The organism is Zwartia lucis (assembly GCF_965234455.1).
In the GTDB taxonomy this organism is placed as follows: domain Bacteria; phylum Pseudomonadota; class Gammaproteobacteria; order Burkholderiales; family Burkholderiaceae_B; genus Zwartia; species Zwartia lucis.
This window is the reverse complement of the sequence record NZ_OZ248474.1, coordinates 432,052-457,695: the sequence shown is the minus strand read 5'-3', so window position 1 is coordinate 457,695 and position 25,644 is coordinate 432,052. Positions and strand designations below refer to the sequence as shown.

Genomic DNA, 25,644 nt, shown 5'->3' with positions numbered 1-25,644 from the left:
CGACGCTGGTAAAGTCGATCAGTATACTGACTGGATACAACCCTTGCCCGCCTCGACTCCTTTTCTGAAAGAATGCTGCATGGACTCTCTTGATACCGAAGTATTGAAACAAGCCCGCGAATGGGTGTCCACCGGTCATACGGTGCATCTGGCAACTGTCGTCAAGACGTGGGGCTCGGCCCCGCGACAGGCGGGTGCGATGCTGGCTGTGCGTAAAGACGGACGCGTCATTGGCTCTGTTTCAGGCGGCTGTATCGAGGACGATCTGATCGCTAGAGCCCAAGAAGGGAGACTCCCCACCAAGCCCGAGTGGGCGCGTTATGGTGTGTCACAGGACGAAGCGGCCCGCTTTGGCCTGCCCTGCGGTGGCACTCTGCGCTTGGTGATCGAGCCTCTGATCCACAGCGACTGGCTCGAGCAGGTGGTCGCCACCACCGAAACGCAACAACTCATCGGTCGCTGGTTAGATATGTCCACCGGCATCTCCACGTTGACCAACGCTCGGCCAGGCCAACTGACTGAAGTTAAAGAAGACGGCTGCCATTTCATCTATGGTCCACACTGGCGACTTCTGATTATCGGTGCAAACCAAACCGCTCGGGCTCTGGCCCAGATCGCCACGATGCTCGAATTTCAAGTCATTATTTGCGATCCACGCGAGGAATTCACCGCCGGCTGGGACATGCAGGGCGTGACGCTGCAGCCAGGCATGCCTGATGATGCCGTGCTGGAGATTCAAACAGACTCTCGCACCGCCATCGTCGCCATCACCCATGACCCAAAGCTCGACGACATGGCCTTGCTCGAAGCCTTGAAGTCCAACGCTTTTTATATCGGTGCTCTGGGTTCGGTTCGCAATCAAGCCAAACGTCGCGAACGCCTGCTGAGCTTTGATCTTTCTGAACAGGAAGTTGACAAGCTACATGGACCCGTTGGTCTTCAAATCGGCAGCCGCACACCCGCTGAAATTGCCGTCGCGGTCGGCGCCCAATTAGTGCAAGTCAGGCGCACACTCGAAGACGCACGTGTCGGAGGCCTCAGTCAGCCACCCGCCTCGACGAACGCTTAGCTGCTGCGCTTGCGAGACTCAATGCCGAGTTGCTTGAGCTTGCGATAAAGGTGTGTACGTTCAAGACCTGTCTTTTCTGAGACACGCGTCATGCTATTGTTTTCGCGCGCCAAATGATATTCAAAATACACGCGCTCAAACGCATCGCGCGCTTCCCGCAAGGGTTGATCAAGCGTGATGTCACCCAGCAAACTTTGATCGACGGGTTCGACAGCCGCTACGTTTCCCGCCTGAGAGACCGGCTCAGAGATCTGGGGCGCGGCACTGCTCGGTGGCGCGACTGACACAAAGGTGCCGTTTGCTGACTTGGCAACTGGCAAACGACCACGCGCAAGACCCGCAGAGATTGTTTTGAGCAAACGCTGCAAAGTGATCGGCTTTTCCAGAAAATCAATCGCACCGATGCGCGTGGCCTCGACTGCCGTGTCGATGGTGGCATGGCCACTCATCATGATCACGGGCATATCGAGCAGACCCTGAGAGCCCCACTCCTTGAGTAGCGTTACGCCATCCGTATCGGGCATCCAAATATCAAGCAAAACCAGATCGGGACGCCCACGCAAACGTGCAGCACGCGCCTGAGCCGCATTTTCCGCAAGCTCAATCGTGTGACCTTCGTCGTACAGGATTTCGGAGAGCAACTCACGAATCCCAACCTCATCGTCGACAACCAAAATTCTGGCCATAAATCTTTCACCACCCCTTACACGTAAGCATTATCGTTGCCTTGCAGCGGCGCGTCCAGCGATTGCGCCAACTGCGTCAACAAAATCGAAACTTTGGCACCACCCTCGCGCCGGTTGGACAAATCAATACGACCCTGATGCTCATCGATGATCTTTCGAACAATCGCCAAACCGAGACCCGTACCCTGCGCTTTAGTTGTCACGTAAGGCTCAAAAGCGCGTTGCAAAACTTGTGATCCAAATCCAGAACCATTATCAGAGACTGTAAATCTAAGCGCGGGCAGGTCAGGATGTTCGGTATTTTCCCGACTTCCCGCCTGAATCAACTTGGTCGCAACCTCGATCACGCCCCCTTCTGGCTTATCCACCAAGGCATCGCGCGCATTCGCCAAGAGATTATGAACCACTTGGCGCAACTGCGTGGGATCGCCCAAAACGGGTGGCAAAGCAGGATCAAGCGAAACCTCAAGATGCCAAGCATGCCGCTCATCCCTTACCATACCATCGATTGGATCCCATCCATAAAGTCCAAGGACCTCATCAACTAGCGCATTAAAATCAACCGGCACCATTAATATAGCGGGCTTACGCGCATATTCCTTAAAGTCGTCGACCATATGCTTGAGTGAACTCACCTGGTTCACGATCGTATTAGTGGCTCTTTCGAGTAACGCTGCATCCTGAGGCTCGAGTTTGTGGGCTAGTTTCATGGCCAAACGCTCGGCTGATAGCTGAATCGGTGTTAGCGGATTTTTGATCTCGTGCGCCAAACGTCGCGCGACCTCGCCCCACGCTACGCTTCGGTTGGCAGACATGACCTCAGTGATATCGTCAAAGACCACCATGTAGCCGTTATCGCGGCCATCGACAAGCAACTGCGTGCCTCGAGCCAGAAGTGTCAGTGTATAAAACTTCGTGTCATCACTTAAATCAGGGAGTTTGAGCTCAACCTGCTCCTGCCAATGGGTTCGCTCAGAGCCCACTGCAGCATGCTGCGAAAACGCCTGACGAATCATGCCTGCAAAATCGATCATGCCATCAATCGTTTCCAACGGTCGGCCAGGTGCTGCGCGTAAATCAACACTCAAAATCGCCTGCGCACCTTGGTTAAACGTCGTCAAACGAAACTGCTGATCAAAAACGAGCACCCCGGCCGACAAATTCGACAACACACTTTCCAGATAAACGTTTGAACGTTCGAGCTGAGCGCGATTGGACTCAACCATTCGGCGCGCCTCTTCGAGCTGGCGCGTCATATCATTGAAGGACCGGGTCAGTTGACCCACCTCATCGTTGCTCGGAGGTTCAGGCAAAGGCCGAAAGTCTCCAATACTCACCGCTTGGGTGCCGGAGGCAAGTGTTAGCAAGGGCTTCACAAGTTTTTTGGATAGATATAAAGCGACGGCGATGGCAGCAAATACCGTCAAGAGGAGCGCCAAGGTCAGCGTCACCGCGAAAAGATTGCGCAAGCTTTGACGCGAGAGCGCTAGCTCTTGATAGTCAAGGTATCCTTTCTGTACCTCGCGCGCGTTTTGAGCGATCTTATCTGACACCGGTTGTAGCAACTGCAGCCAACGTGACTCCGACGTCACACCTAGCGTTTTCTCAGCGCGCTCAGGGGACCCCACGGGTACGATCACGCGCAACAACAATCCTGCATCACCCAAGTTTGCCGTTGGGTCATCCGAATCAGCCGCCGAATAACCTCGCGCGGTTCGCAACTGATTCAGGACTGCCGCTGGCGGTAAAGGCGGCAAAAGCGTGCCAATATTGTCGGTGGCAAACGCGATTAAGCGACCGCTTGTCGTAAATACCATCGCGTCGATCGCGCCATTCGCCTCTCGCAGACGCGTCAATACCGCAGCTATGTCAGGGTCCGGCGTATTGCTTAAATCAGGCGTCATCGATCGAGCGCGTGCATCGAGCTGAGCCAACTGAGAATCAAGGGCGGCACGACCTAGTGTCAAACCTGATTCAAGAGCGGTGTCCACACGAACATTGAACCAAGACTCAATCGACCTCGACATAAATTGCAAAGATACCGTGTAGATGAGCGCGCCAGGCAAGACCCCAATGAGGGCAAACGCCAAAGCGAAACGCGCAGTCAACCGAGAACCAAACTTTCCAATTGCAAATTGTTTCGCCAAACTAAGCGTGAGCCACACGACCCACACAAACAAGGTAAGGGCTAACCCACCGTTCAACCATAGCAATAAAGCCTGGTATTGCGCCAAAAGCGAAGCATTGCCTGTCGACCACGCCAACAACACGAATAAAACTATCGCACTCGCAATGCCCACACCTGAGACAAGTCGCATGAGGGGATTCATTTCGTAGCCCCTACCTTGAGTACGGAAAAATCAAACGGCTTCCAGGGGCTCGTCAACGACCACGCTCCACGATTGCGTGCATCCAATTGCAATGGTCTCGCCAAATGAGACGTATCGAGTCTAATCCGCACCTCGCCCTCATACCGAACATTGGGCTCGAAACGATCCAAGGGCGCCACCGGCCAACCTTTGACCTTTTCCAGCACTGCCAACGCGTCCTGGAGAGAAGCCACTGGCAAAAACAAATCACCCGTCGCAACTCGCCATTGTTGGGTCAAGGTGTTGTAGGACATGCGTCGCGTCAGCGAAGTCTCAACGATGGACTTATCGAGCCACCACCAACGCGGTGCTTTAATTTTTACGTCTAGCGTGAAATAAAGAGGGACTCCGCGCTCAGCAGCCTCTATTACGATCGGACTCAGTTTAAGCCCAACGTCCAAATCCATGGTGAGATGACCCTCGCCGATCAATGGCTCGATTTGTTTAATCTGTGCGTCGCCCGCCAACGCAGCACTCTGAACGAGGGCGCAACTCATCAAGGTGAGCGCAAGCAGCGCACCCCTCAGAAAAGTCCAGCCCTTAGGTTCAGTCATGATCTTTAACACTTAGACCTTTCTAGTAAACAACGCATAAAAGAATCCATCGTAGCCTGCCGGATGCGCGGCGTCTGGCAGGTGCGGCAACAACTGGCCGGGAGCCGCCATCCTCTCGGCTTGAGCATGACGGGCCGCAAACGCCTGCGCCTGCTTTTCGCCCTCCTCCGGAAAAATCGAACAGGTCACCATGAGTAGTTTGCCACCGGGCGCGACCACACTCCAGAGGGAATCCAAAATTTCTCTCGCTAACTTGGCCGTTTGCCCAACGTCTTGCGCGCGGCGCAACCACCGAATATCGGGGTGTCGACGCACAATGCCCGAAGCAGTGCATGGCAAGTCCGCTAACACGGCGTCAAAGGGCTTTGCGTCCCACCAAACATGGGTTTTGATGGCACTTTCAGCGACTAGGCGAATGCCTCGACGCATCAAACCCAAGCGCTTAAGATTTTGATGCACTCTCTCGAGTCGGACCGCATCGATATCTAGCGCGGTTAAATCAACCTTGGCCAATTCCAACAGATGCGCTGTCTTGCCGCCAGGGGCCGCGCAAGCGTCCAGCACCTGCATCCCGTCTTTAACGTCGAGCATCGGGGCGGCCAGTTGCGCGCCAGCATCTTGCACAGACCACCAACCCTGAGCATAGCCAGGCAGTGACGTAATCGGTCGCGGCACCTTTAGGACAAGACCGGCATCACCAAAGGCCTGCGCCTCGATACCCTGGTCGTTAAAAACCTGTTGAACGGCCTCCAAGGTCGTCGCCCGCACATTCACCCGCAACGTGAGTGGTGGATGCGTGTTCGCGGCTAGCAATAGCGTCTCCCAGTCCTGGGGATAGTTCTTTTGCAAGCTCTCAATCCACCAGCGCGGATGGTTCCACTTTGCTTCAAGATCGTTGGAGACTTTCGCCAAAATATCGCTGCGCTCGCGCTGAAAACGACGCAATACTGCGTTGGCCAAGCCTTTAAACGAAGCGGTCGAGCGATGCCATTGTGTGGCTTGAACCGCCTGATCTACCAAGGTATGCGCGCCATAGATGGGCGTGCCTTCGGCGGGCGTTTCTTCTTGGGCACGGATAGAGGCATCCAAAAGTAGCAAGCTCAGACCTATCAAGGCATACATGGTCGCGCTAGGCGGCTCACGTTCGACGAGTGTGCGACGCAAAGCTTTGGCCATTCCCCAGTGACGCATGGCGTAAAAAGCAAGCGCTTGTGCGGCAGGTCGCACATCTGGGTGAACGTCGGCAAGTGCTTCGGTCAGGGACTGACCGGACTCCACGGCTGCGACCGAGCTGGCCGCGGCCAGCAAAGAGTGAGATAGGGCGGGTGTGACTGGATTCATCCCTCAATTGTAGGGTCTTTGAGAGGTCTGTTTGTCGGACGCATCACAACATCTGTCGCAAAGCCGGTTTTAGTCGCTGTGCAAGGTAAAATCACAAACTGTTTAACGCGGGTTACGACTCGCCAGGCCATTCACTATGTCTTCGCCCAAAGTCGGTTTTGTCAGTCTCGGTTGTCCCAAAGCACTAGTGGACTCAGAACGCATCCTCACACAGTTACGGACAGAGGGCTATCAGATTGTGCCCGACTACAACAATGCCGATGTGGTTGTGGTCAATACCTGTGGTTTTATCGACAGCGCCAAAGCCGAGTCGCTCGATGCGATCGGCGAAGCCATTGCGGAAAATGGCCGTGTGATCGTGACGGGCTGCATGGGCGTCGAAGAATCGGTGATTCGCGCCGTGCATCCAAGCGTATTAGCCGTGACCGGCCCTCAGCAATACGAACAGGTTGTTCGCGCTGTCCATGAGGCTGCCCCGCCCAATGCTTCGCATGACCCCTTTCTTGATCTCGTCCCCCCTCAAGGCATCAAACTCACCCCACGCCACTACGCCTACTTAAAAATATCCGAGGGCTGTAATCACCGTTGTAGCTTCTGCATTATCCCTTCGATGCGCGGCGACTTGGTCAGCCGGCCCGTGGGTGATGTGCTCGACGAAGCGCAACGACTCGCCAAAGCCGGCGTCAAAGAGTTACTCGTCATTTCCCAGGACACGAGCGCCTATGGCGTTGACGTCAAGTATCGCAGCGGCTTCTGGAATGGCCGGCCCGTCAAAACGCGTATGACCGAGTTGTGCTCTGCCTTGTCTGAGCTCGGCATCTGGGTGCGTCTGCACTATGTCTATCCCTATCCGCATGTCGACGAAGTTATTCCCTTGATGGCTGAGGGCAAGATCTTGCCCTACTTGGACATCCCTTTTCAGCATGCCAGCCCACGCATTCTCAAAGCGATGAAGCGTCCCGCTTTTGAGGACAAAACCATGGCCCGCATCCATCGCTGGCGTGAGCAATGTCCGGACATTACGCTGCGCTCGACCTTTATCGTCGGCTTTCCGGGCGAAACGGAAAGCGATTTTCAGTACTTGCTGGATTGGATGTCGGAAGCGCAGCTCGATCGCGTGGGCTGTTTTCAATATTCACCCGTTCAAGGCGCTCCTGCCAATGCGCTCGACGGAGCAGTGCCCGAAGAAGTCAAACAAGAACGCTGGGATCGCTTTATGGCACATCAGCAAGCCATCTCGACCGAGCGGCTGGCCAAACGCGTTGGACGAGAGATCGATGTATTGATAGATGAGGTCGACGAAGATGGCGCTGTAGGTCGCTCAAGCGCCGACGCCCCAGAAATCGACGGCTGCGTCTACGTTGAAAGCGATACCCCTCTCAAGCCCGGCGATCTCATCCGAGCACGTGTGACGGAGTCGGACGAATACGACCTGTGGGCAAAGAAGGTTGGATCTTGATGTGATGCGTATAGGCTTTGCGGGAACACCTGAGTTTTCAAAACTCGCCTTACACGCCATGTTGAACGCAGGGTTTGAGGTGCCGCTCGTGCTCACGCAGCCAGACCGTCCCTCAGGTCGTGGACTCAAGCTGACCCCAAGCGCGGTCAAGCAACTCTCGCTCGAACACAACATTCCCGTTATCCAGCCGCGCAGTCTGCGCCTAGACGGCAAATATCCCGAGGATGCGCAGGCGGCGCAACGCGCCCTGCTAGATGCGCAGCTTGATGTATTGGTGGTTGCCGCCTACGGTTTAATTCTGCCGTCTTGGGTATTGCAAGCGCCTCGCTACGGCTGCCTGAATATCCATGCGAGTCTGCTACCGCGCTGGCGAGGTGCGGCCCCGATTCAACGTTCGATTGAGGCCGGCGATCGTCAGACGGGCATCACCATCATGCAAATGGACGAGGGTCTCGACACTGGCGCGATGTTGCTGGTTGAGCCCTTAGAGATCGAAGCGCAAGACAATGCGTCCAGCCTACACGACAAACTTGCAGAGCAAGGTGCACGCTTAATTGTGCAAGCGCTTCGTGGGTTATCGTCCAACGCACTTGCGGCTACGGCGCAACCCGAGGCCGGCGTGACGTATGCCTCCAAGCTCGATAAAGCCGAAGCGGCTTTAGATTTACAGGCTCCCGCTGAGTTGCTAGCGCGTCGCATCCGGGCGTTTAACCCCGCACCGGGCGCGACGGTCAAACTACCTGGTATCGCCGAGCCGGTCAAAGTCTGGGATGCCATTGCATTACCCCACCACGCACCGAATGCCCCACCGGAAAATGATGGTGTAGCACGTGTATTACACGTAGGTGCCGAGGGCATTGATATCGCCACAGGACAAGGAATACTGCGCTTGTTAGCGTTACAGCGACCTGGTGGTAAACGTCAGCCAGTCTCGGTATTTATCGCCGGGTGGTCGGTGACTTCTCGGTCAGCTTGAGCAACAAAATCGTCGCTGACAAAACAAAAGTAATGATGTTGGCGATGATCATGGGCATTGATTCAATCAAAATTGCATACCCCAGCCACAAGACAATGCCCGTCGTAAACATGACGTACATCGCTAAAGAAATCGATGCGGTATCGCGAGACTTAATTGTTTTAATCGTTTGAGGAAGAAAGGCAGCAGTTGTCAAAAATGCGGCGATATAGCCGAGGATTTCACTATGCATGTGGGGGCTATACCCGTTCCAGTTCGCGTTGCTCTTTACGCAGCTTGGCTTTAAGGCGTGTTTGCTTCAAGAGGGACAGGTGCTGCACAAAGACTTTACCATTCAAATGATCTATCTCGTGTTGGACACAGACGGCCAACAGTCCGTCGGCATCGAATTCGTATGTTTCACCTTGCAAGTTGAGTGCGCGCACGCGGATATTCGCCGGACGATCAACCTCATCATAGACACCGGGCACCGACAAGCAGCCCTCTTCGTAGATCTTTTTTTCATCGCTGTAGCGCAAGATCTCTGGGTTAATCAACACCCGCAAATCACTTTTATCTTCGCTGACATCGATCACCACCACGCGCTCATGCACATCGACTTGGGTCGCAGCTAAGCCTACGCCGGGTGCTTCGTACATCGTTTCCGTCATATCCACGACGAGTGTGCGAATGCGCTCGTCCACCACGCGTACAGGTTTTGCAACCGTATGCAAGCGCTTGTCGGGATAGTTCAAAATGTTAAGCAGAGCCATAGCGAAAACCACGTATTTACATAACCGTTTTTTATTTTAAATTAATTAAGCCCTAAATTCGATACATTCCGCACAGTTTTGGGGGTATTTTCGGGACACTTTTGTCCTTTTTAAACGTACGGGATGTGGCAGACTAGTTCATGCCTCACACTCTCTCATCAGAAATGCTGACCGCCTGGCTGCGCCTCAGCATGACTCCCGGACTTGGGCCGATTTTGTGCCAACGTCTACTCAGCCACTTCTCCTCGCCTATGGAGATCGAGCGATGCACGCCTCAACAGCTCGCGGCACGGGCCCCCAAAGCCCTCTGCGAGGCCTTGCTTTTGGCCAGGGGGGAGGCGGTGACGCAACAGATCGCTTCGGCCTTGGAATGGGCTCAGCATGACGATCAGTTCATTTTGACTCAAGATCAAACACACTATCCTGCCCTACTGAAACAGATCGCCGATACACCGATTGTTTTATTCGCCAAAGGCGCATTATCAAGGCTTGAACAACCCGCTTTGGCGATCGTTGGCGCACGCCACGCGACTGCAGATGGACTGGAACATGCCAGCGACTTTGCCTGCGCGCTTGCTCGGCAAGGCTGGTGCATTATCAGTGGTTTGGCGCAGGGCATCGATGCAGCCGCTCATCGAGGCGCCCTTCAAGCAGGCTTGGCAGCGGGAGGCACCATCGCTGTTCTCGGCACGGGCGCCGATGTGGTGTATCCACGTAACCATGTCGAGCTCGTTCGTCGCATCCTCACCGCGGGCGGCTTGATCATTTCTGAATTCCCGCTCGGCACGCCTGCGCGACCCCATCACTTTCCGCGCCGCAATCGGATTGTCGCGGGACTCTCGCATGGCGTGCTGGTTGTAGAGGCCGCTCTTAAAAGTGGTTCATTGCTCACCGCGCGCTTAGCCGTCGAGATGGATCGGGAGGTCTTTGCGATGCCTGGCTCGATTCATTCGCCCCTCTCAAGAGGCCCGCATGCACTGATTCAACAAGGTGCAAAACTAGTCGAAAACGCCACTGATATCTTGAGCGAACTCGAGGCATTTTGCGTGCCGCAGACCTTACCTACCCCTTCAGTAAACACTGACACTTGGAGCAAAGCCGCGCCACACTCCCCTGTTTGGGACGCAATCGGCTACGATCCGGTTAGCGAAGACATTCTGCAACAGCGCACAAATATGTTGCCCGCCATCCTACAGTGCGAGCTTCTGACACTCGAACTCAATGGCGATATCGAGCGCCGCCCCAATGGTCGGATTGTTCGAGCGCGCAGGCTATTCAAAACAAGCGACTGACCCGATGCACATTCATATTTCTACGTTCAAACGATTTCGACACGCCTTAGTCGTGGTGCTATTGAGTCTCGCAGGAGGTTTCGCTATCGCACAAGACTGTGCCACCACGATTGAAAGCGATGATGCAATTCGTTACGATCCGAACAACATCGAGATTCCCCTGGCATGCAAAACCTTTACTGTCACGCTCAAGCACACTGGGCGTCTCCCAAAACTCGCGATGGGGCATAACTGGGTTTTGGCTAAGCTCAGTGACTTGGATGGGGTCGCGCGCACAGGCATGCTTGCAGGCGCGGACAAAGCTTATGTTGACCCTAAAGACATCCGCGTGATCGCGCACTCGGGTGTCATAGGGGGTGGGGAGTCATCGTCCGTGACGTTTGACACGGCAAAGCTAGTTCGAGGCGAACGCTATGGTTTTGTTTGCACATTTGCCGGGCATTCTCCGGTCATGCGCGGTGAAATTGTTTTAAAGTAAATCAAACCTGTAAAGCCTTACGCTGCGTAATCTCGTGCCCCGAAAATGGCGGACCCCACCCGGATCTCGGTTGAGCCCTCCTCGATCGCAAGCTCAAAATCACCACTCATCCCCATCGACAAACGGTCCAGTTCGATACCGGCAATTCCCTCTTGCTTAGCCTGATCCCGTAACTGACGCAATTGAGCAAAGCAGCGACGCACAGCGGCTTGGTCTTCGGACAAAATCGCCATGGTCATCAGACCACGCACACGCAGCGTTTGAAAACCACTCAGCTTTTTCAAAAATGGGATCAGCTCAACCGGGTCGAGACCGGCCTTGGTTTCCTCTGGTGAGGTTTTGACCTGAACCAACACATCAATCGATCGCCCCTCAAGCTGAAGTCGACGGTCCAATGCCTCAGCCAACTCCATTCGATCCAAAGATTGCAACTCATGGGCTAGGCGAGCTACTTCTTTGGCTTTATTCGTTTGCAGCTGACCGATTACTACCCACTGGATATCGCAATCCGCTAGCAGAGGCGTTTTTTGAGCGATTTCTTGTGTGCGATTTTCACCGAAGCGTTTGTAACCCAGGCTGACTGCGCGTCTGATCGCTTGGTCGTCAAAGGTTTTACTGACAGGGAGCAGCGTGACCTCATCTGGAGTACGGCCAACGCGTAGACAGGCTTCAGCCATGCGAGCCTTGATGCTGGCGATGCGTTCGGACATAGCGATGGTGGTCAGGTCTGCGTTCATTCGTTTGGATTTTCTGTGTGGTGGGACTTGAATCTATTATGTTACGCCATTGGTATTGAGGCATCGGTCGATTCATACATGGACCGAAAGGGCTAAAGGTGGCTGGCACTGCGGACGGGTGGGCGTTGCCCACTTCCCTCAAAATAGGGATCACAGACACATCGACTCCGAACTCGGCCCTGGCGGGCCTCAAACATGCGGAGTCGATTTTGTGTCTGTGATCCCTATTTTGAGGCTCGTCCTGATGCGCCTGCCACCTTTAGCCCTTTCAGTCCATGCAGCTTGGAGCGGTCTGTCCACGGGGGAAAGAGCGTCAAGGACAGGCCGAACCACGTCAGCTGTTGGCGACAAATCAGCTCCGCCTGTCTGAGGCCCGCTAGGGCCGAGTTCGGAGCTGATTCGCCAGCAGCTGATGTGGTGAGGGAAGTGGGCGTCGCCCACCCGTCCGCCTCTCTCTCCCCCGTGGACAGACCGCTCCAGACCGCGGATGCCCGAATACCCCAAAAACCCATCACCCCACCTGCACGACATATTTACATTCCCCTACAATGTGAAAAAACATTGTGAGGCAAAAACATGTGGGACGTAGTCGTAGTGGGGGGTGGCAATGCCGCCCTATGCAGCGCCTTAATGGCACGAGAAGCTGGCGCAAGCGTATTGATTCTTGAAGCATCGCCCAAAGAGTGGCGCGGAGGTAATTCCCAGCACACACGCAATCTGCGCTGTATGCACGATGCCCCTCAAGGCGTTCTGGTCGACGCCTATCCTGAAGAAGAATACTGGCAAGATTTACTTAAGGTGACCGGCGGTATTACCAACGAGAAACTCGCCCGCATGGTCATCCGTGAGTCCTCCACTTGTCGTCCCTGGATGGAAAAGCACGGCGTACGCTTTCAGCCTTCCTTGTCTGGCACCCTGCACGTCGCGCGCACCAATGCGTTTTTTATGGGTGGAGGCAAAGCGCTGATTAATGCCTACTACCGCAGCGCAGAAAATCTCGGTATCGATATTTTGTATGACTCACCCGTCGATGACCTTGAAATTAAAGACGGCAAGTTTATCGCTGCACGTGTGGGTGACAAACGCTACGAAGGTCACGCTGTTGTGCTGGGTTGCGGAGGTTTCGAGTCCGATCGCAAATGGCTTCGTGAGGCTTGGGGCCAAAATGAAAACGGCGAATGGCCTGCTGATAACTTTTTGATTCGCGGCACCCGCTACAACATGGGTGTGGTCATCAAAGTCATGATGCGCGAAGGTGCAGACACCATGGGTGATCCGACACAAGCGCATTGCGTGGCGATTGATGCGCGTTCGCCCCTTTATGACGGTGGCATCTGTACGCGTATTGACTGCGTCTCGCTGGGTATCGTCGTCAATCGCGAGGCAAAGCGCTTTTATGATGAAGGCGAAGACTTCTGGCCCAAGCGTTACGCGCTTTGGGGTCGTCTGGTTGCCTTACAACCCGGACAAATCGCATACTCAATTATTGATGCAAAATCTGTTGGTCGCTTTATGCCGCCCGTTTTTGATGGCGTCAAAGCCGACACACTGCCAGAATTGGCGAGCAAGCTCGGTCTTGACGTTGATACCTTTATGGCAACGGTCAAAGGCTTTAATGCAGCCTGCAAAGTCGGGACCTTTGACCATACGATTCAGGATGACTGCTATACAGAAAACATTACTCCGGAAAAAACGCACTGGGCACGCCCGCTTGATACGGGACCATTTTATGGATATGCCGTACGCCCTGGGGTGACCTTTACATACTTCGGACTCACGACTGACGAAAAAGCCAGCGTGTTCTTTGGTGGCAACGCCAGTCCAAATATGTTTGCTGCCGGTGAAATTAATGCGGGCAACGTGCTCGGTAAGGGCTATACAGCAGGCGTTGGTATGTCGATCGGTACGGCCTTTGGCCGAATTGCCGGGACACAGGCGGCCTTGGCAGCAAAAAAAATGAAAGAAGGAGCACCACAGCATGCAATCGCTTGATTCACTGACCCGCGAAGCACAAAACTTAGCGGGTGCCTCAGAGCATTCGGTCACTTGGCACAACAAAGGCATTACTGAAAACGAAGCCGAAGTTGCGCGTCAGATGCAGATCTGCAACGCTTGCCGTTATTGCGAAGGTTTTTGCGCGGTTTTCCCGGCAATGACGCGTCGCCTCAATTTCGACAACAAAGCGGATTTGAACTATCTGGCGAACCTCTGTCATAACTGCGGTGCCTGTTTACACGCCTGTCAATACGCGCCTCCCCATGAATTCATGGTCAACGTTCCTCAAGCGATGGCCAAGGTCCGTATGGAAACCTACATGGACTTTGCGTGGCCCTCTGCGATGGGAGCTCTCTATAAGCGCAACGGTTTGACTGTCTCGATGGCGACCGCATTTGGTCTAGCCTTGTTCTTGGTTTTAGCGCTGATTTCTCAGGGCACACTTTGGCACGAGCCTCTTGCCGGCAACTTCTATGCTGTATTTCCACACAACACACTCGTGGTTCTGTTCGGATCGGTGTTTGGATTTTCTATTCTGGCACTGCTGATAGGCGTAGTTCGCTTTTGGCGTGAAATCACGCCAGGGCAAGTGAGTGGGGTCGCTGTTGGCGAAGCGGCACATTATGCGCTCAAGCTCAAGTATCTCGATGGTGGCCATGGTGAAGGCTGCAACGATGAAGACGACAAATTCACGTTGCGTCGTCGCATCTATCACCACTTTACCTTTTACGGTTTCATGTTGTGTTTTGCCGCAACGTCGGTCGCCACGCTCTATCACTACATTTTGGGTTGGGAAGCGCCCTACGGCTATACCAGCCTGCCCGTGATACTCGGCACCGTCGGTGGTATTGGCCTGTTGATTGGTCCCGCGGGATTGTTTTACCTCAACAAAAGACGATCACCGCTTCATGGCGACAAAGCGCAACAACCGATGGACCGTGGCTTTATCGCTCTGCTATTTTGGACAAGCCTGACGGGACTCGCCCTGTTGGTCTGGCGCGACACAAGCGCGATGGCACTACTACTCGCCATCCACCTCGGCGTGGTCATGGCCTTATTCCTCACCATGCCTTACGGCAAATTCGCGCACGGTTTCTACCGTTGCGCTGCGCTTCTTAAAAATTCGATTGAAAAGCGGATGCCAAACAAAGTCTCAGCAGGTTCTGAATGATTTAAATTTTTACCTGTTTAATAAAAATCCGCTGCATGATTAAAATTCACGCAGCGGTTTTTTTACAGTCTAACGGTTCAAAATCCTGCGGTCTTAGAGCCAAACATACGCCGCAAACCTAGCCATTGCTGAGAGAGAAAACTTCTCCCATAGTCTCGGTTTCCGCCTTCGGGTTCTTGATCATGGATCCCGGTTTTCGCATAGCCTGTTTTGTATTGCGCGGTACCAAACAAAATATCCCAAATTGGAAACAGCACAGCAAAGTTGTGGCCTCGAGCAGGTCCCGCAGTAGATTCGTTGTATTCGATCGAGTGGTGATAACGATGAAACTTTGGGCTGACAAGCAAGCGCTCACCAATTTTTCCAAAAGACATTCGGATATTTGCGTGAGAGTAACTTTCAATCAGTTGCGTCAACACGACGATCAATACGAATTGGCCAGGTGGTACGCCGATCACTTTGGCAACCAGTACGAAAACTGAACTGCGTAAAAAACTATCCAATAGATGATTACGGTTGTCGCTCCACATCGTCATTTGTCGCTGACTATGATGAACAGCATGCAAGCTCCAAAACCACGCATAACGATGTTGAGCTCGATGGTAAAAATAATCCACCAGATCAAAGATCAAAATATAAATAATCAGGCTAACCCAAGCGATATCGGTCACACCGGGCCAAATTTGATCCACATGGAATGTTGAAATGCCATGCAAGCTTGCCTGACCGAACAAAAAATCCCAAACCGGTCCAATCGAAAAAAATAAAACTAAGCGAAACAAACCTAGACGGTGGATCAGCGTATACAAAATATCGATTCTGATCTGCTGTTTATCGACCATCGGTTCCGCGGGTCGCCAGCGTTGGATGCTGCCAAATACAACCGCAATCAATATCACCTGCAAGACACCGATGAGCAACCACATCGAGCCATCAAAAGCATCTTCGATAAAAGCACTCAAACCCATATGAAAAAATATCGGCTGAACGATCATTTCAAACAGCCATTGATGGGCGGAGTCAAACAGGTCTTCGGCAGTCTTGATCATTATTGCTTGAGCCCAGGTAATTTGGATACAGATTGGTAGGAGGGATGCGTATCAAGCGTCGCAAAACAAAATCCTTTTTCTTTCAAGCCTTGAATAAGCGGCTCGAGTACCGCTGGAGCCCAAGGATCTTTACGTGACCAGATTCCGAGATGCGCCAACAAAATATCACCACTCCGAATATTGCGCAGCGCTTGGTCGAGCAACAACTTGTTAGGATACTGTTCACTAGAAAGTTCGTCCCCTAAAAACCCTGCTGGAGACCAGCCAACATGTGTAAATCCACATTCTGACGCCGCCTTGAGCAAGGCCGGAGAAGTGCGTCCTCCCGCCGCGCGAAAGAGTGGCAACATGTCTTGTCCCGTCATCTCCTTGAACCGCTCGACAGGACGCTTGAGCTCTCGACAATAGTCCTGCGCCGTCCAGGTTTGGGTTTTACCTTCGAGGGGCCCGGCACTCGCCCTCACCCTGAAAGTGCCATCCGGCAAGTCCGCCCGCCAATACACATGGTCAAAGGTATGTGAAGCAAACACATGCCCCTGCTCACTGAGCTTTTTCCACCAAGGCGCCCACACTTCGTCCAAACTCCCGCCGCCTGTGCGCGTACGTTCGTTGGCCAAGAAAAATGTCGCGCGCACCTGTTGCCGCTGCAATACCTCTGCAACAAACGGTGCGATTTCCATGTGACCCGTATCAAAGGTGAGATACAGAGGTTGATGACATACAGAAGGCGGGGAAGCAAACGACGTGACCGTCAACAGGAATGACGCGCAACAAACAAGCAGTGGACGCTTAATCACGACTCGCATGATTCAACGTCCACACGCCATGTGGTGATTTGCCAACCGGAATTTGTCTGACGACCGCTTTTTTCTCAATATCGATCACCGCCAAACGACTCGCCCATCTGGCTGTCACCAAGAGCGTCTTGCCATCCGCCATCATCTCCATGCAATCCGGGCCGGCCGGTGTCCGATATGTATCGACCACCTTCAACGTTTTCCAATCGATACGACTGATCGTGTTTTCAGTGCGATTACTCACAAATACGTGTTGCTTGTCACCCTGCGAGCGAAAGGCGTGCGCACCCTTGCCTGTCGGAATGCGTTGTTTAAGTACCGCCTTACCATTCGACACATCGTAAGCCTCGACCCCGGCCTCACCCGTCAAACCAATCAACAAGGTTTTATCGTCGGGGGTTAAATACAAGTCGGCGGGAATCTTGCCGACCTTGATGGTCCAGAGTCGTTTTTGAGTCGCAAGCTCGATCGCCGTTAACTCGTTGCTATCCTGCAAAGTGATAAAGGCAATTTTGCTTTTGCTATCGATCGCGATATGGCTGGGGGTTTTACTCGCGGAGATACGTTTGACCAGATTGAGTTTGAACTCACCCGCCTTGTTTTCCCAAGTGTAAATATCGATATGATCGAGACGGTTTGCAGCGGTTACAAACCACTTCATATCGGGTGAAAAACGTAAATGGTAGGGATCCACAATACCCGTCATCGTATGCTGAATTTTGGCCGTTTTAGGATCCATAAAGGTGATCGAGTCACCCTCAGCGTTTGCCACCATGACGGATTTTTCATCCGGGGTCAGGTAGAGGTGATGCGGCTCCTTTCCAACGGGAACACGCTTGATCTCCGTCCATGTAACGGGATCAATCACGCTGACATTCGCGTTCAGCGAATTAAGTACCAAGATCGGTGCATTAGCATTCGGATTTGCAAAAGCCGTCCATGAATGACCAAAAACGGTCGACGTAGCAAGAACACCGACAATCAAACGACGGCGTGTAAAAGAAACATGATTCATGGATGGCCAGTGCCTAAAAAAGGGGATAAAAGCAGTCAATATGTATAGCGTGTATTTTCGCATACAGACCACTAAAACCCGTCATCATTTTTAAAACAAACCCATTAATAACAAGGCTATCCGGGCTGCTGCACCTTTGCACCCGGATAAGGCATCCGCATGGTCAAGATCGAAGCTGATTCTGATTCGGTGCAAAACAAACTTTGTCGATCTGCACCGCCGAACGCGATGTTCGTCACGGCTGAAGATTTAGGGCTCGACCAGACCGCGATCGGCTCGCCTCGGGGATTAATGAGCCAAACGTAGCCAAGGCCAGGATTGGCAATCACCAAGTTTCCCGCGGCATCCATGGCCAAGCCATCCGGGCCGCTGGGACCGTATGAAGTAAAAAACTGCCCGACTTTGGCAACGCCCCCGTCCGGCATCAGTGGTACCCGCCAGACACAATTTCCCCGCGTGACCCCGACATAGAGGACGCGCTCATCGAGGGACAAGACCAGACCATTCGGGCTCGGTACATTGCTCAGCAAAAGATCTAACTGACCGGAAGGGCGCAAACGATAGACGCGGCCGGTCGGATCATGCATCCCCGTCTGACCTTGATCGGTAAAGTACAGATTGCCCTGCGCATCGAAGGTCAGGTCGTTGAGACCTTTAAAGCCCTCGGTATTGCGACGTGTCAGATGTTGGGTCATCTGCCCGGTTTGGACATTCAGCCTCATCAAGCCATTTTTGTAATCCGTGATCAGCAACTCGGTCTCGGATAAAAATTTCATTCCATTGGGCTCACCGTCGTATTCGACAATCTGTGTCCATGTTCCTTTCGCGTCAATACTAAACACCCGACCAAAAATAATATCCGTGACGTAGAGATTACCCGCTGCATCAAACACGGGCCCCTCAAGGAATGAATCCATCGCGACGCCTGCGCGATTGACATCCGCCCACTCCGAGCGCACACCTGTCCGTCGAAACTGTGCGGGCATCTCTGTAAACACTTCGGCCGTTTTGAACTCTGGGGCATTTTTAAAAAACATGGGCTTGACCTCTAGGGCGATAAAATTTGGATGTAACGCTTAATTCTGACAGCTTTCCAGCGGAAAACACTAAAATAGATGTCTTTAGGAGGCACTATGCGCGAGCTTGATCGTATCGACCTCAAAATTCTAGATGTTTTACAACGCGACGGTCGCATTTCCATGACTGATCTCGCCGAGCGCATCAACCTGTCCGCCACGCCCTGCTCTGAACGCGTACGTAGGCTCGAGCGCGAAGGGGTCATCATGGGCTATTACGCTCGGGTCAATCCAGCGGCACTCGGCAAAAATCTACTCGTTTTCCTTGAAATCAAACTCTCGGCAAAGTCCGACGATGTCTTTGAAAAAGTCAAAAAGGAACTGAGCTATGTGCCGGAGGTGATGGAGTGTCACTTGGTTTCCGGAGATTTTGATTATCTGATCAAAGCCCGACTGCCCGAAATGAACAAATACCGACAGCTGCTTGGTGAGATTCTTAAACGCCTACCAGGCTCCGCCGAATCCCGCAGCTACGTCGTCATGGAAGAAATCAAGGAAACACTTTACTTAGCGGTTGATCGCTAGGCCCGCGTTTCTTTAGACCCGCTCAAGTGTGCGGACAAAATTCCACAGTACCTCATTGTCGGAGGTGGCGACATTAAAGCGGAACCAGTTTGAGCGACGATCGTTCGGGTGAAAATAAGAACCTGGCGCAAGCCAAATTCCCCGCTCAAGCGCACGTGTCGCAACATGTGCGCTTTGCTCGGCATCGATGGGCAGCCGCGCCCAAAGGAATAGCCCTGCGCTAGGCTGTTCGAAAATTTCCATGCCCAAAGACTGCATGCTCTCAACCACATGGGTATGGGCAACGCGTAGTTTATCTTTTAAAAAATCGACATGACGCGCGTAATGCCCCTCACTCAACACATTCGACACGATACGCTCCGTGACCTCTGATGATGTCAGGCCAACGGCCATCTTGGTACGCGCAAGATCGGCTAATACCTCGGCATGGGCCGCGACATAACCAACACGCAAAGTGGGCGTGATCGTTTTAGAAAAGCCGGAGATATAAATGACACGACTCAAGCCCTCCATCGCGGCTAGGCAAGGCGCCTCGGGTGGCGCAAGCTCTCGATAGATATCGTCCTCGATGATCCACAAGCCGTCCCGCGTCGCCATCTCCAATAAACGCTGGGCACTTACCGTGGACAAAGAAGACCCAGAAGGATTTTGCAGCACCGTATTAATAAAAATCGCTTTAGGCCTAGATTCTTTCAATATGCGCTCGAGTTGAGCAAAATCATGGCCTTCGGCCGTCCGCGCCACGCCAATGACCTTGAGCCCTGCTAGCTGCAAAATCTGCAATAGATTGCAATAACACGGGTCTTCGACAATCACGGTATCGCCAGGCCGCAACAGCGAACGCACCACAAGATCAAGTGCTTGCGTCGCCCCCTGCGTCAACAAAATATTTGAGGCTTCCACCGGAACAGAGAAGCGTCTGAGCGCCGTCGCGATTTGTTCGCGTAATGAGGCCATGCCAAACGGGTGACCATACCCGCCAAAGCGCGGACCCGGTATACGGCTGAGCGCTCGCAATGCGTGCTGCAAACCACTTTCATTAATCCACTCGCCGGGTATCCAGCCACAACCCGCCTTGGTGGGAACAGAATGATCGGCAAATACATCCGATAGCAGCCATGCCGCGTTTAGACTCGGTGCGGACCAGATGGGGGACACCGTTGGCGATGCCGCACGCGCATCCGCCACACGATAGGCCGAACCGCGTCGGGCACTGAGGCGTCCTGCCGTAACCAACCTTTGATAGGCCTCAGCTACCGTAAAGGCGCTTAAAGCATGCGTGACGGCCAGTATGCGCACAGAGGGCAAGGCATCGCCTACCCTGAGGGTTCGCCGCTCAATCGCTAGGTTGACCGACTCCACAATCTGCTCCACCAGCGTCCGGGAGGACTGACGGTCAAGCGTGAGAGAAAAAGTGTTAGCCATGGCGGTCTTTTGGTCATAAACCAGTACAGTTATGGGCGGATACACCCGAAATTCAATACAGTTTGCCATAAATTGCTTCAACTGTACTGGTAATTATTTCTGCAGAACCGTTACAGTGAGATATTCGCTTGTTAACTGGAGATTTCCATGAACACCATTACCGAAAACGTCAGCCTGTCCAAAGAAGTGGACATGGAAAATTTCTGGATGCCCTTTACTGCCAACAAACAGTTCAAGGCAACCCCCCGTATTCTGAAAAGTGCCAAAGGCATGTATTTCACGACCGTCGATGACAAGAAAGTACTCGACGCAAGCTCGGGCCTCTGGTGCGTCAACGCTGGCCACTGCCGCGAAGAAATCATCGAAGCCGTGCACAAGCAGATGATGGAACTGGACTATGCACCTCCCTTCCAGATGGGACACCCTATCGCGTTCGAAGCCGCGAAAGCGATCGCAGCTGTCATGCCTGCGGGACTCGATCGCATCTTCTTTGCAAACTCCGGCTCTGAGGCTGTAGATACCGCTCTGAAAATGGCACTGGCCTATCACCGCTCCCGCGGAGAAGGACAACGCACGCGTCTGATTGGTCGCGAACGTGGCTATAGCGGCGTGGGTTTTGGCGGCATTTCCGTTGGCGGCATTTTGGCCAACCGCAAAGCCTATTCGGGTGCACTGATCCCAGGCGTTGATCACATTTCGCACACACACAATCTGGCCGAGATGGCTTACAGCAAGGGCCAACCCGCTTGGGGCGCGCACCTTGCCGACGACCTCGAGCGTTTGTGTGCCTTGCACGATCCTTCAACCATCGCAGCCGTGATCGTTGAACCTGTCGCTGGCTCGACGGGCGTCTTAGTGCCTCCGCAGGGTTACCTGCAGCGCTTGCGTGAGATTTGCACCAAGCACGGCATTCTGTTGATTTTTGATGAGGTTATCACCGGTTTCGGTCGTTTAGGCAAAGCCACCGCCAGCGAACTGCTTGGCGTGACACCTGACATTATTACGATGGCCAAGGCAATGAACAACGCCGCCATCCCAATGTCTGGCATTGCAGCCAGCCGTCACGTACACGACGCAATCGTCAACGGCGGTCCTGGCGCAGCGATTGAGTTTTTCCACGGCTATACGTATTCTGCCCACCCCGCTGCCGCTGCAGCGTGTTTGGCGACCCAGGAAATTTACCGTCGTGAAAAACTGTTCGATCGCTCTTTGGCACTCGCACCGAAGTTCGAAAAAGAAATCCACGCGCTGCGCGGCGAGCCTTTCGTCAAAGACATTCGCAACCTCGGCCTGATGGGCGCAGTTGAGTTGGAGTCGCGTGATGGTGCACCGGGCGCACGTGCTTACGACGTATTCCTCAAGTGTATGGAAAAAGGTGTGTTAGCGCGCTTCACAGGCGACATCATGGCCTTCTCGCCACCACTGATCGTCAGCGAAGGTCAGATCGAAGAGATCTTCTCGACCGTCAAGAAAGCATTGCACGAAACCGCTTAACGCAGGCGGTCGCAAGCAAAGGGGCGCCTTGAGCGCCCCTTTATAATTTCCTCTATCTCTCTTTTTGGAATCACACGTCTCATGAACTGGCAACTGCCCTTCCAATCCGGTCGTCAACCCGTCCTCGCCCGCAATCTCGTATCCACCTCGCAACCGCTCGCTTCACAAGCAGGTGCCGCTGTGTTTGCCCGCGGGGGCAATGCCATTGATGCCGCACTCGCCGCAGCGATTACGCTGACGGTAGTCGAGCCCACGATGAACGGTATTGGCGGTGACGGCTTCGCGATTATCTGGGACGGCAAAGCACTCCACGGTCTCAACGCTTCTGGCCGCGCACCTGCCGCTTGGTCACCTGAGCGCTTCAAAGGCATGGCTACCATGCCTCATCGCGGCTGGGAGTCCGTCACTGTTCCTGGCGTTGTGTCACAGTGGGTTGAGTTGTCAAACAAATTCGGTAATCTTCCTTTCGAAGATTTGTTCAAAGACGCCATTCGTCATGCACGCGAAGGCTTCCCCGTCAGTCCTGTGATTGCGCGTCAGTGGAAAGACCAGGCAGCCGAGCTGCACGTTCAACCTGGCTTCAAAGAAGCCTTCATGAAAGACGGTCGCACACCTACTGCCGGTGAGATCTGGAAATTCGCCGACCAAGCCGATACCCTCGAAGATATCGCGCGCACTAAAGGCGAGTCGTTTTATCGTGGCCGCTTAGCAAAAATGATCGCTGACTTCGCCCGTGTAAACGGTGCGGTGCTCAACGAAGCTGATTTGGCTGCGCACCGTTGTGACTGGGTCGGCACAGTCTCGACCAACTACCAAGGTTATGACGTGCATGAGATTCCACCAAACGGTCAGGGTCTCACCGCATTGCTCGCGCTCAACCTCCTCGAGCACCTACCTTATGCGCAAACCAAGCCTGGCTCAGCTGAACGCATGCACCTCGAAGTCGAATGCATGCGCGCCGCCTTTGCTGATCTGTTCGAACACATCGCCGATCCTGACTTCATGAAAGTCACCGCCAAAGATTTGCTCAGCAAGTCCTATGCAAAAGAGCGTGCCAAGCTGATCGATCCCAACAAAGCGGGTACCTATGGCTCCGGTCAGCCCCCTTCAGGCGGAACCATTTACTTGTGTACCTCGGACGCCGAAGGCCGCATGGTGTCCTACATCCAATCAAACTTCAAAGGCTTTGGCTCAGGCGTAGTCGTCCCCAAAACCGGTATCGCCCTACAAAACCGCGGCTGGGGCTTTGTCACAACCCCCGGACATCCCAACCTCGTTGGTGGCGGCAAGCGTCCGATGCACACGATCATCCCCGCGTTCATCACGCGCGATGGCAAGCCCTCAATGGCGTTTGGCGTCATGGGTGGCAACATGCAGGCACAGGGTCATATGCAGATGGTGTTGCGCCATATCTCTGAGGGCTACAACCCACAGGCCTGCTCGGACGCACCGCGCTGGCGCATCAACGATGCGGGCGAGCTCACGCTCGAAGCCGCCGTTAACCCTGCAGTCGTCGACGCACTCCGCGCCATGGGTCACAAGCCTATCGTTGCCGCGCCTGACAGTCTTGATTTCGGCAGCGCACAATTGATCTCGCGCCTCGCGGGTGAGGCCGAGCAGGCACCCTACGCCTACGTTGCAGGCTCTGATCACCGTCGTGACGGCGAAGCCGTCGGTTACTAGGATACATACGATGCAACGCTCAGCAGATTCTATTCATCAACACGTTCAGTCGCTGCTGAGCGAGTATCAGTGTCCTTATCAATTTCATGAAGTTCGAGCTTCGTTCATGGGGGCGATCGCAAGCCCCTATGTCGTCGACCCACTCTTTGAATTAAATGCCTTGTGGGATGGCGAGTTTCCTGAATTGCCGTCGCAAGAAAAGCTCGACGAAGTCACCAAAACTTTTCTTGAAGATTTTTGGGGCTTACTCGCGGCACATAGCAAAGAAGATGCAGAGTTGCCTTTCACCCTCACCACTTTAGACAAAGCAACATCCTTGAGCGAACTTAAAGCGCACGCGCAATTGCGTGGTGAAGAGCTCGATGCATTTCTAACTGGTTTTTTTCAAGACCAAGAAAATTTGGAACTTGATGAAGATATCGGAGACAGTCTGGACATTCTCGAAGAGCTTGTGCAGATGTACACCGACATCGTTAATATGGAAGAGAGTTCTGCACTCCGTGCTGCCGAACTATCTGATCTGACTGACAACTTGCTCAAGATGACGGATATGGCTGAGCTTGAAATGAATAATTTAATTGTGAGTTGCGCTTAATTTTCATAACCACTATACGAATAATCTATTTTTGTATTGACAGTGGCGAATGGGGATGTAGTATTTATCTTGGAAGTATTTACACAAAATAATTATAGGAGACTCAACATGAAACGCCGCACCTTAGTCGCATTATCCATTCTGTCCCTTTCTGTCACAGCTGCACTCACCTCGACACCAGTTGTTGCACAGCAATATCCTGATAAGCCTGTCAAAATCATCGTTTCTTTTGCGCCAGGCGGAGCCACTGATGTCGTAGCGCGCAAGCTCGCTCAAAAGTTTCAGGAAATCTACAAACAACCCTTCATCGTAGAAAACCGTCCCGGCGCTGGCGGCACACTCGGCACGTCACTTGCTGCTAGAGCTAAACCTGATGGATACACCTTATTTCTCGGTCAAGTGTCCTCACATGGTGTAGCACCTAACCTGTATAAAAAACTTGAATACGATCCCGTCAAAGATTTCACGTCTCTAGGACTGATCGCTTCTAGCCCACAAGTGATTGTGGTTAATCCCAAATCATCCATCAATTCACTCAAAGATCTCGTCGAGTTTTCCAAAAAGAACTCCGGGAAAATGACCTATGCATCTTCTGGCGTCGGAACAACAATTCACCTTGCAGGTGAGATGTATAACGAACAGGTTGGCGTCAAAGTTGTACACGTGCCATTTCAGGGAAGTGGGCCCGCTGTCACCGCAATGATTGCGAATCAGGCAAACGTCATGTTTGACGATCTGCCTTCGTCCATGCCCTCCATCAAGAGCGGCGCTTTACGTGCAATCGCTGTCACGGGTGACAAACGTTCGCCACAACTCCCGGACGTACCCACAGTCAAAGAGATCGGCGCACCTTATAACTTAGGTCAATTCGAGGTATCGGCTTGGTTTGCACTCTTTGGACCCGCAAATCTGCCCGCGCCAATCGCTGACTCGTTAAATAAAAATCTAGACAAGATTTTGAACGAGCCTGAGGTTAAAGAGTTTTTCGACGGACGTGGCGCAGTCACGATGCCTGGCACACGCCAACAAGCAGCAGAGTTTGTCAATAAAGAGCTCGCGAAATGGGGCGACGTCATCCGCAAGAGCAAACTCGAACTGCAATAACT

At 53.3% G+C, this 25,644-nt stretch carries 25 protein-coding genes; 12 read left to right on the top strand and 13 right to left on the bottom strand.

The features are described 5' to 3' along the window. Positions 1–79 precede the first annotated feature (79 nt). Positions 80–1,069 (top strand): XdhC family protein, encoded by a 990-nt coding sequence (locus tag AC8GE9_RS12945; protein WP_506677559.1) that lies wholly within the window; start codon positions 80–82, stop codon positions 1,067–1,069. Here the strand turns inward: AC8GE9_RS12945 and AC8GE9_RS12940 are convergent. Genes AC8GE9_RS12940 through rsmB form a run of 4 tightly spaced genes read right to left on the bottom strand, consistent with a single transcriptional unit; the run spans position 1,066 to position 6,019 of the window. After that, positions 1,066–1,755, bottom strand: a complete 690-nt coding sequence (locus AC8GE9_RS12940) for a response regulator (RefSeq protein ID WP_506677558.1) — start codon at positions 1,753–1,755, stop codon at positions 1,066–1,068. The two genes, AC8GE9_RS12945 and AC8GE9_RS12940, sit on opposite strands and share 4 nt — an antisense overlap. Positions 1,756–1,772: 17 nt before the next feature. Further along, entirely contained in the window at positions 1,773–4,085 is a 2,313-nt protein-coding gene (locus tag AC8GE9_RS12935; protein ID WP_506677557.1) for a sensor histidine kinase, read from the bottom strand. Continuing rightward, entirely contained in the window at positions 4,082–4,678 is a 597-nt protein-coding gene (locus AC8GE9_RS12930) for a DUF4390 domain-containing protein (protein WP_506677556.1), read from the bottom strand. Before AC8GE9_RS12930 ends, AC8GE9_RS12935 begins: the two co-directional genes overlap by 4 nt. A gap of 12 nt (positions 4,679–4,690) precedes the next feature. Beyond that, positions 4,691–6,019 (bottom strand): 16S rRNA (cytosine(967)-C(5))-methyltransferase RsmB, encoded by a 1,329-nt coding sequence (rsmB, locus tag AC8GE9_RS12925; RefSeq protein WP_506677555.1) that lies wholly within the window; start codon positions 6,017–6,019, stop codon positions 4,691–4,693. A 136-nt stretch (positions 6,020–6,155) separates the two neighbouring features. Here rsmB and rimO point away from each other — a divergent pair, with 136 nt between their 5' ends. Both rimO and fmt read left to right on the top strand, forming a co-directional pair. Further along, positions 6,156–7,478, top strand: coding sequence for a 30S ribosomal protein S12 methylthiotransferase RimO (gene rimO / locus AC8GE9_RS12920; RefSeq protein WP_506677554.1), 1,323 nt, complete (start codon positions 6,156–6,158; stop codon positions 7,476–7,478). 4 nt (positions 7,479–7,482) lie between these two features. Next, on the top strand, positions 7,483–8,454 hold the full coding sequence (gene fmt, locus AC8GE9_RS12915; protein WP_506677553.1) for a methionyl-tRNA formyltransferase: 972 nt from the start codon (positions 7,483–7,485) through the stop codon (positions 8,452–8,454). On the opposite strand, the gene AC8GE9_RS12910 is transcribed toward fmt, so the two are convergent. Together AC8GE9_RS12910 and def are read right to left on the bottom strand one after the other, a co-directional pair. Then, entirely contained in the window at positions 8,417–8,686 is a 270-nt protein-coding gene (locus AC8GE9_RS12910) for a SemiSWEET transporter (protein WP_506677552.1), read from the bottom strand. The two genes, fmt and AC8GE9_RS12910, sit on opposite strands and share 38 nt — an antisense overlap. A gap of 7 nt (positions 8,687–8,693) precedes the next feature. Next, positions 8,694–9,206, bottom strand: a complete 513-nt coding sequence (gene def / locus AC8GE9_RS12905; RefSeq protein WP_506677551.1) for a peptide deformylase — start codon at positions 9,204–9,206, stop codon at positions 8,694–8,696. A gap of 140 nt (positions 9,207–9,346) precedes the next feature. Here def and dprA point away from each other — a divergent pair, with 140 nt between their 5' ends. Next, positions 9,347–10,498, top strand: a complete 1,152-nt coding sequence (gene dprA / locus AC8GE9_RS12900; RefSeq protein WP_506677550.1) for a DNA-processing protein DprA — start codon at positions 9,347–9,349, stop codon at positions 10,496–10,498. Further along, on the top strand, positions 10,428–10,976 hold the full coding sequence (azu, locus tag AC8GE9_RS12895) for an azurin (protein ID WP_506677549.1): 549 nt from the start codon (positions 10,428–10,430) through the stop codon (positions 10,974–10,976). The genes dprA and azu overlap by 71 nt, the downstream gene beginning before the upstream one ends. Positions 10,977–10,993: 17 nt before the next feature. On the opposite strand, the gene AC8GE9_RS12890 is transcribed toward azu, so the two are convergent. Then, on the bottom strand, positions 10,994–11,713 hold the full coding sequence (locus AC8GE9_RS12890) for a YggS family pyridoxal phosphate-dependent enzyme (RefSeq protein ID WP_506677548.1): 720 nt from the start codon (positions 11,711–11,713) through the stop codon (positions 10,994–10,996). Positions 11,714–11,937: 224 nt separating this feature from the next. Beyond that, positions 11,938–12,228 carry a hypothetical protein gene (locus AC8GE9_RS12885; protein WP_506677547.1) on the bottom strand — a complete coding sequence of 97 codons (291 nt, stop codon included), beginning with the start codon at positions 12,226–12,228 and terminating at the stop codon, positions 11,938–11,940. A 61-nt stretch (positions 12,229–12,289) separates the two neighbouring features. On the opposite strand from AC8GE9_RS12885, the gene tcuA reads away from it, so the two are divergent. Then, a complete protein-coding gene (gene tcuA / locus AC8GE9_RS12880; RefSeq protein ID WP_506677546.1) occupies positions 12,290–13,705 on the top strand; it encodes an FAD-dependent tricarballylate dehydrogenase TcuA in 1,416 nt (471 codons plus the stop codon). Then, complete coding sequence (gene tcuB, locus AC8GE9_RS12875; RefSeq protein WP_506677545.1) at positions 13,692–14,879, top strand: tricarballylate utilization 4Fe-4S protein TcuB; 1,188 nt, start codon at positions 13,692–13,694, stop codon at positions 14,877–14,879. The genes tcuA and tcuB overlap by 14 nt, the downstream gene beginning before the upstream one ends. Before the next feature lie 77 nt (positions 14,880–14,956). Here tcuB and AC8GE9_RS12870 read toward each other — a convergent pair whose 3' ends face one another. The 4 genes from AC8GE9_RS12870 to AC8GE9_RS12855 form a co-directional block, all read right to left on the bottom strand. Further along, on the bottom strand, positions 14,957–15,928 hold the full coding sequence (locus tag AC8GE9_RS12870) for a sterol desaturase family protein (RefSeq protein WP_506677544.1): 972 nt from the start codon (positions 15,926–15,928) through the stop codon (positions 14,957–14,959). Next, positions 15,928–16,734 carry a polysaccharide deacetylase family protein gene (locus AC8GE9_RS12865; protein WP_506677543.1) on the bottom strand — a complete coding sequence of 269 codons (807 nt, stop codon included), beginning with the start codon at positions 16,732–16,734 and terminating at the stop codon, positions 15,928–15,930. The genes AC8GE9_RS12870 and AC8GE9_RS12865 overlap by 1 nt, the downstream gene beginning before the upstream one ends. Beyond that, the gene (locus tag AC8GE9_RS12860) at positions 16,718–17,740 is read right to left on the bottom strand and encodes a YVTN family beta-propeller repeat protein (protein ID WP_506677542.1); all 1,023 of its coding nucleotides are present in this window, start codon (positions 17,738–17,740) and stop codon (positions 16,718–16,720) included. The genes AC8GE9_RS12865 and AC8GE9_RS12860 overlap by 17 nt, the downstream gene beginning before the upstream one ends. Positions 17,741–17,856: 116 nt before the next feature. Then, positions 17,857–18,777 (bottom strand): SMP-30/gluconolactonase/LRE family protein, encoded by a 921-nt coding sequence (locus AC8GE9_RS12855; protein WP_506677541.1) that lies wholly within the window; start codon positions 18,775–18,777, stop codon positions 17,857–17,859. Between the two features lie 96 nt (positions 18,778–18,873). Between AC8GE9_RS12855 and AC8GE9_RS12850 the strand changes: the two genes are divergently transcribed. After that, positions 18,874–19,341 (top strand): Lrp/AsnC ligand binding domain-containing protein, encoded by a 468-nt coding sequence (locus tag AC8GE9_RS12850; protein ID WP_506677540.1) that lies wholly within the window; start codon positions 18,874–18,876, stop codon positions 19,339–19,341. A gap of 12 nt (positions 19,342–19,353) precedes the next feature. On the opposite strand, the gene AC8GE9_RS12845 is transcribed toward AC8GE9_RS12850, so the two are convergent. After that, a complete protein-coding gene (locus tag AC8GE9_RS12845) occupies positions 19,354–20,766 on the bottom strand; it encodes an aminotransferase-like domain-containing protein (protein ID WP_506677539.1) in 1,413 nt (470 codons plus the stop codon). Between the two features lie 147 nt (positions 20,767–20,913). On the opposite strand from AC8GE9_RS12845, the gene aptA reads away from it, so the two are divergent. From aptA to AC8GE9_RS12825, 4 genes are all read left to right on the top strand, one after another. Continuing rightward, positions 20,914–22,260 (top strand): omega-aminotransferase AptA, encoded by a 1,347-nt coding sequence (gene aptA / locus AC8GE9_RS12840; RefSeq protein ID WP_506677538.1) that lies wholly within the window; start codon positions 20,914–20,916, stop codon positions 22,258–22,260. Between the two features lie 81 nt (positions 22,261–22,341). Continuing rightward, positions 22,342–23,943, top strand: coding sequence for a gamma-glutamyltransferase family protein (locus tag AC8GE9_RS12835; RefSeq protein ID WP_506677537.1), 1,602 nt, complete (start codon positions 22,342–22,344; stop codon positions 23,941–23,943). 10 nt (positions 23,944–23,953) lie between these two features. Next, positions 23,954–24,538: a hypothetical protein gene (locus AC8GE9_RS12830; protein ID WP_506677536.1), complete on the top strand. Its 585-nt coding sequence runs from the start codon at positions 23,954–23,956 to the stop codon at positions 24,536–24,538. 108 nt (positions 24,539–24,646) lie between these two features. Continuing rightward, positions 24,647–25,642: a Bug family tripartite tricarboxylate transporter substrate binding protein gene (locus tag AC8GE9_RS12825; RefSeq protein WP_506677535.1), complete on the top strand. Its 996-nt coding sequence runs from the start codon at positions 24,647–24,649 to the stop codon at positions 25,640–25,642. Positions 25,643–25,644 lie beyond the last annotated feature (2 nt).

Coding starts and splice junctions, on each gene's coding strand:
- rimO (WP_506677554.1), top strand. CDS start 6,156: ATGTCTTCGCCCAAAGTCGGTTTTGTCAGTCTCGGTTGTCCCAAAGCA.
- AC8GE9_RS12865 (WP_506677543.1), bottom strand. CDS start 16,734: ATGCGAGTCGTGATTAAGCGTCCACTGCTTGTTTGTTGCGCGTCATTC.
- fmt (WP_506677553.1), top strand. CDS start 7,483: ATGCGTATAGGCTTTGCGGGAACACCTGAGTTTTCAAAACTCGCCTTA.
- azu (WP_506677549.1), top strand. CDS start 10,428: ATGGCGATATCGAGCGCCGCCCCAATGGTCGGATTGTTCGAGCGCGCA.
- AC8GE9_RS12910 (WP_506677552.1), bottom strand. CDS start 8,686: ATGCATAGTGAAATCCTCGGCTATATCGCCGCATTTTTGACAACTGCT.
- AC8GE9_RS12830 (WP_506677536.1), top strand. CDS start 23,954: ATGCAACGCTCAGCAGATTCTATTCATCAACACGTTCAGTCGCTGCTG.
- AC8GE9_RS12945 (WP_506677559.1), top strand. CDS start 80: ATGGACTCTCTTGATACCGAAGTATTGAAACAAGCCCGCGAATGGGTG.
- AC8GE9_RS12850 (WP_506677540.1), top strand. CDS start 18,874: ATGCGCGAGCTTGATCGTATCGACCTCAAAATTCTAGATGTTTTACAA.
- AC8GE9_RS12845 (WP_506677539.1), bottom strand. CDS start 20,766: ATGGCTAACACTTTTTCTCTCACGCTTGACCGTCAGTCCTCCCGGACG.
- tcuA (WP_506677546.1), top strand. CDS start 12,290: ATGTGGGACGTAGTCGTAGTGGGGGGTGGCAATGCCGCCCTATGCAGC.
- AC8GE9_RS12855 (WP_506677541.1), bottom strand. CDS start 18,777: ATGTTTTTTAAAAATGCCCCAGAGTTCAAAACGGCCGAAGTGTTTACA.
- tcuB (WP_506677545.1), top strand. CDS start 13,692: ATGCAATCGCTTGATTCACTGACCCGCGAAGCACAAAACTTAGCGGGT.
- dprA (WP_506677550.1), top strand. CDS start 9,347: ATGCCTCACACTCTCTCATCAGAAATGCTGACCGCCTGGCTGCGCCTC.
- AC8GE9_RS12940 (WP_506677558.1), bottom strand. CDS start 1,755: ATGGCCAGAATTTTGGTTGTCGACGATGAGGTTGGGATTCGTGAGTTG.
- def (WP_506677551.1), bottom strand. CDS start 9,206: ATGGCTCTGCTTAACATTTTGAACTATCCCGACAAGCGCTTGCATACG.
- aptA (WP_506677538.1), top strand. CDS start 20,914: ATGAACACCATTACCGAAAACGTCAGCCTGTCCAAAGAAGTGGACATG.
- AC8GE9_RS12860 (WP_506677542.1), bottom strand. CDS start 17,740: ATGAATCATGTTTCTTTTACACGCCGTCGTTTGATTGTCGGTGTTCTT.
- rsmB (WP_506677555.1), bottom strand. CDS start 6,019: ATGAATCCAGTCACACCCGCCCTATCTCACTCTTTGCTGGCCGCGGCC.
- AC8GE9_RS12935 (WP_506677557.1), bottom strand. CDS start 4,085: ATGAATCCCCTCATGCGACTTGTCTCAGGTGTGGGCATTGCGAGTGCG.
- AC8GE9_RS12825 (WP_506677535.1), top strand. CDS start 24,647: ATGAAACGCCGCACCTTAGTCGCATTATCCATTCTGTCCCTTTCTGTC.
- AC8GE9_RS12890 (WP_506677548.1), bottom strand. CDS start 11,713: ATGAACGCAGACCTGACCACCATCGCTATGTCCGAACGCATCGCCAGC.
- AC8GE9_RS12870 (WP_506677544.1), bottom strand. CDS start 15,928: ATGATCAAGACTGCCGAAGACCTGTTTGACTCCGCCCATCAATGGCTG.
- AC8GE9_RS12835 (WP_506677537.1), top strand. CDS start 22,342: ATGAACTGGCAACTGCCCTTCCAATCCGGTCGTCAACCCGTCCTCGCC.
- AC8GE9_RS12930 (WP_506677556.1), bottom strand. CDS start 4,678: ATGACTGAACCTAAGGGCTGGACTTTTCTGAGGGGTGCGCTGCTTGCG.